Here is a 6,136-nt window from a genome sequence, read left to right on the forward strand (position 1 = left end):
AGAAAGTAACAAAGAGGTTGTTTTTAGCGGAAATTTATGATAAAATAGAGGACGGAAGAATAAGCGGAAAGGGGGCGATTTTATGGGAGTTACGATTTCGGGTATGACAGGTGCAGGGAGCATCCGGCACAACAACCGCAGCTTCTCAGCGGCGAATGTAGACCGGAGCCGGACGGAGCAGAACATTGTTTTCTGCAACGAGGATCTGAAGCAGGTCTATCATATGGTCTTTGATGAAGCTCTCGCAGCCTACAACGCAAAGAAAACCAAAACGAGAGATAAGATACCGGACTACTATGAGCATATCCGGCAGAGTAAACAGGAAAAGCTGTTCCATGAAGCGATCTTCCAGATCGGCAACATGAGCGACTGTGGGTGCGGTACGCCGGACGGAGAACGGGCGGCGGCAGCTCTGAAAGATTTTGCGGAGTCTTTTGCAGAACGCAACCCCCATCTGCGGGTGTTCAATATGGTGCTGCACATGGACGAGGCAACGCCCCATCTCCATGTCGATTTTATCCCTGTGGCAACGGAGCAGTCAAGAGGACTTTCTACAAGGGTATCTATGAAACAGGCATTGAAGCAGCAGGGGTTTGTCGGTGTCGGCAGAAAGCAGACCGAATGGGCGGTGTGGATGGAACGGGAGAAAGAAGCTCTGACGGAGATCGCCCAGCGGCACGATTTTGAAATTATCTCTCTCGGCACGAACAGACCGCACATGGACTTGCCGCAGTTCAAGGAAGCGGCTGCGAGGCTGGAAGCGGTGCAGCAGCAGACAGCGGCAGTAGAGCGGGAGGTTGCTGAGCTGGAACGGCAGCGGGACGCTCTGAAAGGCACTGTGCGGCTCTTAAAGGAGGCTGACAGGGTAAATGCACCCCTGCATGATATTCAGCCGGAAAAGACGCTCACAGGGGCAGTAAAGGGCGTGACGGTGGACCAGGTCGAGCAGCTAAAGAAAATGGCACTGCGCAGCGTGACGGATCGGCACAAGGTACAGGAGCTGACGGAGGAAAACACCCGTCTGCGGTCACAGGTGCCGTCCATGAAGAAGCGGCTGGAAGAAGCGCAGCGGCAGCAGAGGCTTGAACAGGAAAACCGGAGGCTGCGCGATGAAAACTATTATCTGCAATCCGAGCTGCAGGAGGAACGCAGCTTCACCGAGCGTCTGACGGACGGCATCGGTCGGATGCTGGACTTCTTGGAAGAACACTTGCCGGAGCGTCTGCGTCCTCTGCTTGAAAAGGCGAGGGAGCTGCTGCCCGATCCGGAGATCGGACAGCAGCAGGAGCAACAGCAACACCAGCGAGGAATGGGCGGCATGGAGCTGTAAAAGAAGCCTGTCCGGAGGGCTTGAAAATCTCTTTCGGACAGGCTATAATAACAACTGAAAATAGGGAATTGCTGTATTGATAATCTAAGCCCCCTGTAAGGGTACTCCCAAAATATATTTTCTCTCTCTGAAAGGGAGAAAGTCGGAGGGGAAAAAGGGGGTGAGCGGAGGGGTGTTGGAAGTGTGGTAAACCTCGTCAGAGGTTTTCCAAGCCACTGTGGTAAACCCATCGGGTTTTCCATAGTGGCGGCACTTTCAATGCCCCGCAGCGAGGGGGAAAAGGGGGAGGTGACTTTCTCTTTAAGGCGGCGTAGCCGCCGCTCTTTTGCTCCCCCTTTTCCCCCTTCCCGCCCGTAGGCGATCCCCGCCGCAGCGGATTTTCTTTTTGGTACTTTTTCTTTTGTGAGGTGGTAATATGACCGAGAATTATCGAGGCTGCTACGAGTATTTGAGCGCACAATATCCGGAGGTCGGAGGTTATGAGTTTTATAAAGAGCTGTTTCCGGACAATGAGAACTCCGGAGAACGGCACACGGATTTTTCCCATCCGAACGCTGTGTATCTGTATCGGGACGAACAGAGCGAGGATAAGAAGCTCCGGCGCAGGAAGATGTATAACGACACATGGGAACAGGATTACATGGAGTTTGTCGAGGGGAACAGCCTTACTTTGTGCAGCGGTCTTGCATATCGCAGAAAGGAGAACAGGCTGGAGAACGCCCAGCGGATGTATGCTCTGATCTTCGATCTGGACGGCGTAGGTCTTGCTGAGCTGCGCAACCTCTTTCTGCGCTTTGGCGGCGATCCGGAGCGAGTGCGCCGGTTGCCGATGCCGACTTTCCTTGTTCTGTCGGGGACAGGGCTGCATATCTACTATGTTTTCCAGCAGCCGATTGACCTATACCCGAATATAAAAATTCAGCTCAAGAGTCTGAAATATGACCTCACTTTCCGGATATGGGAGTATGGCAGCACTTCGCAGGTCAAGGCGATCCAGTATCAATCCATCAATCAGAGCTTCCGCATGGTGGGCAGCATCAATGACAAGCATGGGACGGAGCTGGTCGCTTTTCGGACCGGAGAACGGGTAACGCTGGATTATCTGAACTCCTACGCAAAGCCAGAAAACAGGGTGGATGTCAATAAGCCTTTCAGCCCATCCAAAATGACACGAGCTGAGGCGAGGGAGGCATATCCGGAGTGGTATGAGCGTGTTGTTGTGAGAGGTGAGAAAGGACGTAAGAAGTGGGACATTGCCGGAAAGGTGCATGGTGATGATCCGTATGCGCTCTACCATTGGTGGCTGCGGCAGATCGGAGAGATAAAGGGCGGGCATCGGTATTTCTTTTTGATGTGCCTTGCTATCTATGCTTACAAATGCGGTGTGTCGAAGCAGCAGCTCCGGCAGGATATGAAAGAGGCTTTTGATGATCTGCAGATGGTGAAGCATGAGAACGCATTGACCGAGGAAGATATACGGAGTGCGCTGGAAGCCTACGACAAGGAGTATTACAATTTCACGATTTCCGATATTGAAGCTCTGACCGATGTTCGCATCGAGCGCAACAAGAGGAATGGTAGATCACAGAAAGAGCATTTGAAAAGAGCACGGGCGGTGCAGGAAGTGGATTATCCTGGCGGTACATGGAGAAAAAAAGGGGCAGAAGAAAAGAAAGCGCAAGTCTATGCGTGGCGGCAGGAGCATCCAGAGGGACGCAAGGCCGATTGTCATAGGGACACCGGACTTGATCCGAAAACGATCCGCAAATGGTGGGACACCGTACCGGAGGGGCATATAACGGTCAAAATACGCCCATCACAGGCTTTGAGCGATCTGTTGGTGGAGGAATTTAAGAAAGGGCTGTAAACGCCCCAGAAACGCCCTGCAAGGCGTTTTCGGGGCGGGTAAGGGTTTTATATTACCCCACCGAAAACGAGGCTTGAAAACCGCGCGAAATAAGGCTTTTTCACCCCCTAAATGTACACGCTGCGGTGTTACCATATAGAAAGCACTGTTCATAGAAAAGTTGCAAAAAACATTTGCAATGCACTTGCAAATGTCACGAATATTGAGTATAATATTAGTGCAAGCTAAAAATGAGAGGAAAGGAGTGCTATTATGGCTAAAGGAAATATGACGATAAGAATGGAGCCGGAGCTGAAAGCACAGGCGGCAGCTCTCTTTAAGTCCCTCGGAATGGATTTGAGTACGGCAACGGGCATTTTTTATCGACAGGCACTTAGGTGTCATGGACTTCCCTTTGAGGTCAAGGTAGACGAGCCGAACGCTGTTACCTATGCGGCGATGGAAGCGGCAGAAAAGGGAGAGGATATGTTTGGACCGTTTGACAGCGTTGGCGATCTGATGGAGGCACTTAATGCTTAAGCCGGAGTTTACGGGGCAGTTCAAACGAGATTATAAGCTTGCGGTAAAACGGGGTTGCAATCCGAAGAAACTGGAAGAAGTCATTACGTTGCTATGCAATGAGCAACCGTTGCCGGAGGCGTATCGAGATCACGCTCTCACTAATTCCAGAAACTATAAGGATATGAGAGAGTGCCACATTGAGCCGGATTGGTTGCTTGTTTACAAGGTTGTCAGAGAGACATTGATTTTGAAATTGATTAGGACGGGTTCTCATAGCGATTTGTTTTGAGAATCGTTCCAGATGAAAGAGTGGTGATGATATATGGCGGGTGTGATAACTGAAATTGCAGCAGAATGTGGTGTATCTGAACAGGCAGTTCGTGCATGGTGTAGGCGAAACCATGTTGCGAAAGATGCGAAAGGAAGTTTCGCAATCAGCGAAAGTCAAAAATCCGCTATATATCAGCATTATTTGGGCGTTGAACGAAAGCAAGTTTCGCAACCTGCGAAAGCAAGTTGCGAAACTTGCGAAACCGCTTTAATCGCCATGTTGCAGGGAGAATTAGACCGGAAAAGTGAGCAGCTTGCTGTAAAGGATAAGCAGATCGAGGAATTGAATGCAAGGCTGGCGGAGGTCAGCTCGGCGTTGGTGACGGCACAGCAGACAGCGGCAGCGGCCCAGGCGCTCCATGCTGGGACGATGCATCAGCAGCTTCTTTCCGGAAAGGCCGGAGCCGATCAGCCGGAGCGTGAGACAGAACCGGTTCAAAAGCGTAGCTGGTTTAGTAGGTTCTTTGGGGACTAAACAGAACGACAAATCGGAAGTTTTAAAGGAGGAATACCATGGGATTATTTGGTAAAAGCAAAAAAGAACGAGAAACAGAATACATGAGCAGATTAGATGTTCCATCGTGTTTAAAAGAAGATTTTGAATTGATTATTGATGATATATTTACAATTATGGGAGTTGGAACAGTTGCCACAGGAAACATATTAACAGGGATGTGCAGAGAAGGGGAAAATGCATGTATTTATAAAGCAAATGGAGATATCTTAGAAACCAGAATTACTACTGTCGATGTACATACAAAAGAACGAAAAGCAAATGGTTGTGGATATAAAACAGAGCATGTTGGACTTGGGTTACGAGGAATTTCCAAGGAAGGAACAGTGAATTGGAGTTCGTCTTGTTATAATTAGCTTCTTGGGGTATCTTTAAATACTGTAGAAAAGAGGAAGGAAATAATAAATGGCTAAAATGAGAATATCACCGGAATTGAAAAAACTGATCGAAAAATACCGCTGCGTAAAAGATACGGAAGGAATGTCTCCTGCTAAGGTATATAAGCTGGTGGGAGAAAATGAAAACCTATATTTAAAAATGACGGACAGCCGGTATAAAGGGACCACCTATGATGTGGAACGGGAAAAGGACATGATGCTATGGCTGGAAGGAAAGCTGCCTGTTCCAAAGGTCCTGCACTTTGAACGGCATGATGGCTGGAGCAATCTGCTCATGAGTGAGGCCGATGGCGTCCTTTGCTCGGAAGAGTATGAAGATGAACAAAGCCCTGAAAAGATTATCGAGCTGTATGCGGAGTGCATCAGGCTCTTTCACTCCATCGACATATCGGATTGTCCCTATACGAATAGCTTAGACAGCCGCTTAGCCGAATTGGATTACTTACTGAATAACGATCTGGCCGATGTGGATTGCGAAAACTGGGAAGAAGACACTCCATTTAAAGATCCGCGCGAGCTGTATGATTTTTTAAAGACGGAAAAGCCCGAAGAGGAACTTGTCTTTTCCCACGGCGACCTGGGAGACAGCAACATCTTTGTGAAAGATGGCAAAGTAAGTGGCTTTATTGATCTTGGGAGAAGCGGCAGGGCGGACAAGTGGTATGACATTGCCTTCTGCGTCCGGTCGATCAGGGAGGATATCGGGGAAGAACAGTATGTCGAGCTATTTTTTGACTTACTGGGGATCAAGCCTGATTGGGAGAAAATAAAATATTATATTTTACTGGATGAATTGTTTTAGTACCTAGATTTAGATGTCTAAAAATCTAGAAAATCAGTACATCGCAAAAAGCTCTAATTACAAATTCAAGTTTATCGGTGGGATGAAGTTCGGGGAGCCGTCCGCAGACGGCAGGGGCAGCGCCCCTCCGGAGCTGGCAGAGCAGCAGGCACGAGCCGGCAGTGAAGCAGCTCCGGCAACCCCTCCCCTTTAGGGGCGCAAAGCACTTTCACACCGCTGCACCGATGGGGTGGCGGTGTGAAAGTGCTTTTGCGTTACTTTCTCACCAGAAAGTAACAAAGAGGTTGTTTTTAGCGGAAATTTATGATAAAATAGAGGACGGAAGAATAAGCGGAAAGGGGGCGATTTTATGGGAGTTACGATTTCGGGTATGACAGGTGCAGGGAGCATCCGG

General features: G+C 49.2%; 8 protein-coding genes. 7 read left to right on the forward strand and 1 reads right to left on the reverse strand.

The features are described from left to right. The first annotated feature begins 82 nt into the window (after positions 1-82). The 7 genes from DBQ51_RS16320 to aph(3')-IIIa all read left to right on the forward strand — a co-directional run bounded on the left by DBQ51_RS16320 (position 83) and on the right by aph(3')-IIIa (position 5,742). Positions 83-1,330, forward strand: coding sequence for a plasmid recombination protein (locus DBQ51_RS16320; RefSeq protein ID WP_015543138.1), 1,248 nt, complete (start codon positions 83-85; stop codon positions 1,328-1,330). Between the two features lie 415 nt (positions 1,331-1,745). Further along, positions 1,746-3,197 carry a hypothetical protein gene (locus DBQ51_RS16325; RefSeq protein ID WP_199855234.1) on the forward strand — a complete coding sequence of 484 codons (1,452 nt, stop codon included), beginning with the start codon at positions 1,746-1,748 and terminating at the stop codon, positions 3,195-3,197. Between the two features lie 252 nt (positions 3,198-3,449). Beyond that, on the forward strand, positions 3,450-3,716 hold the full coding sequence (locus DBQ51_RS16330; protein ID WP_015517763.1) for a type II toxin-antitoxin system RelB/DinJ family antitoxin: 267 nt from the start codon (positions 3,450-3,452) through the stop codon (positions 3,714-3,716). After that, complete coding sequence (locus DBQ51_RS16335; protein ID WP_015517764.1) at positions 3,709-3,987, forward strand: type II toxin-antitoxin system YafQ family toxin; 279 nt, start codon at positions 3,709-3,711, stop codon at positions 3,985-3,987. The genes DBQ51_RS16330 and DBQ51_RS16335 overlap by 8 nt, the downstream gene beginning before the upstream one ends. A 33-nt stretch (positions 3,988-4,020) precedes the next feature. Beyond that, the gene (locus DBQ51_RS16340) at positions 4,021-4,503 is read left to right on the forward strand and encodes a hypothetical protein (protein ID WP_015517765.1); all 483 of its coding nucleotides are present in this window, start codon (positions 4,021-4,023) and stop codon (positions 4,501-4,503) included. A gap of 38 nt (positions 4,504-4,541) precedes the next feature. Further along, positions 4,542-4,898, forward strand: coding sequence for a hypothetical protein (locus DBQ51_RS16345; protein WP_015543139.1), 357 nt, complete (start codon positions 4,542-4,544; stop codon positions 4,896-4,898). Positions 4,899-4,947: 49 nt separating this feature from the next. Further along, a complete protein-coding gene (gene aph(3')-IIIa / locus DBQ51_RS16350; RefSeq protein ID WP_001096887.1) occupies positions 4,948-5,742 on the forward strand; it encodes an aminoglycoside O-phosphotransferase APH(3')-IIIa in 795 nt (264 codons plus the stop codon). 189 nt (positions 5,743-5,931) lie between these two features. Here the strand turns inward: aph(3')-IIIa and DBQ51_RS16920 are convergent. Beyond that, positions 5,932-6,136: hypothetical protein (locus tag DBQ51_RS16920; protein ID WP_207655675.1), on the reverse strand; the 205-nt coding region annotated here is incomplete at its 5' end.

Source organism: Agathobaculum massiliense (assembly GCF_900291975.1).
Classification (GTDB): Bacteria; Bacillota; Clostridia; order Oscillospirales; family Butyricicoccaceae; genus Agathobaculum; species Agathobaculum ammoniilyticum.

Bases quoted from the DNA above. Each gene is read 5' to 3' on its own strand.
- DBQ51_RS16320 (WP_015543138.1), top strand. From the start codon at position 83: ATGGGAGTTACGATTTCGGGTATGACAGGTGCAGGGAGCATCCGGCAC.
- DBQ51_RS16325 (WP_199855234.1), top strand. From the start codon at position 1,746: ATGACCGAGAATTATCGAGGCTGCTACGAGTATTTGAGCGCACAATAT.
- DBQ51_RS16330 (WP_015517763.1), top strand. From the start codon at position 3,450: ATGGCTAAAGGAAATATGACGATAAGAATGGAGCCGGAGCTGAAAGCA.
- DBQ51_RS16335 (WP_015517764.1), top strand. From the start codon at position 3,709: ATGCTTAAGCCGGAGTTTACGGGGCAGTTCAAACGAGATTATAAGCTT.
- DBQ51_RS16340 (WP_015517765.1), top strand. From the start codon at position 4,021: ATGGCGGGTGTGATAACTGAAATTGCAGCAGAATGTGGTGTATCTGAA.
- DBQ51_RS16345 (WP_015543139.1), top strand. From the start codon at position 4,542: ATGGGATTATTTGGTAAAAGCAAAAAAGAACGAGAAACAGAATACATG.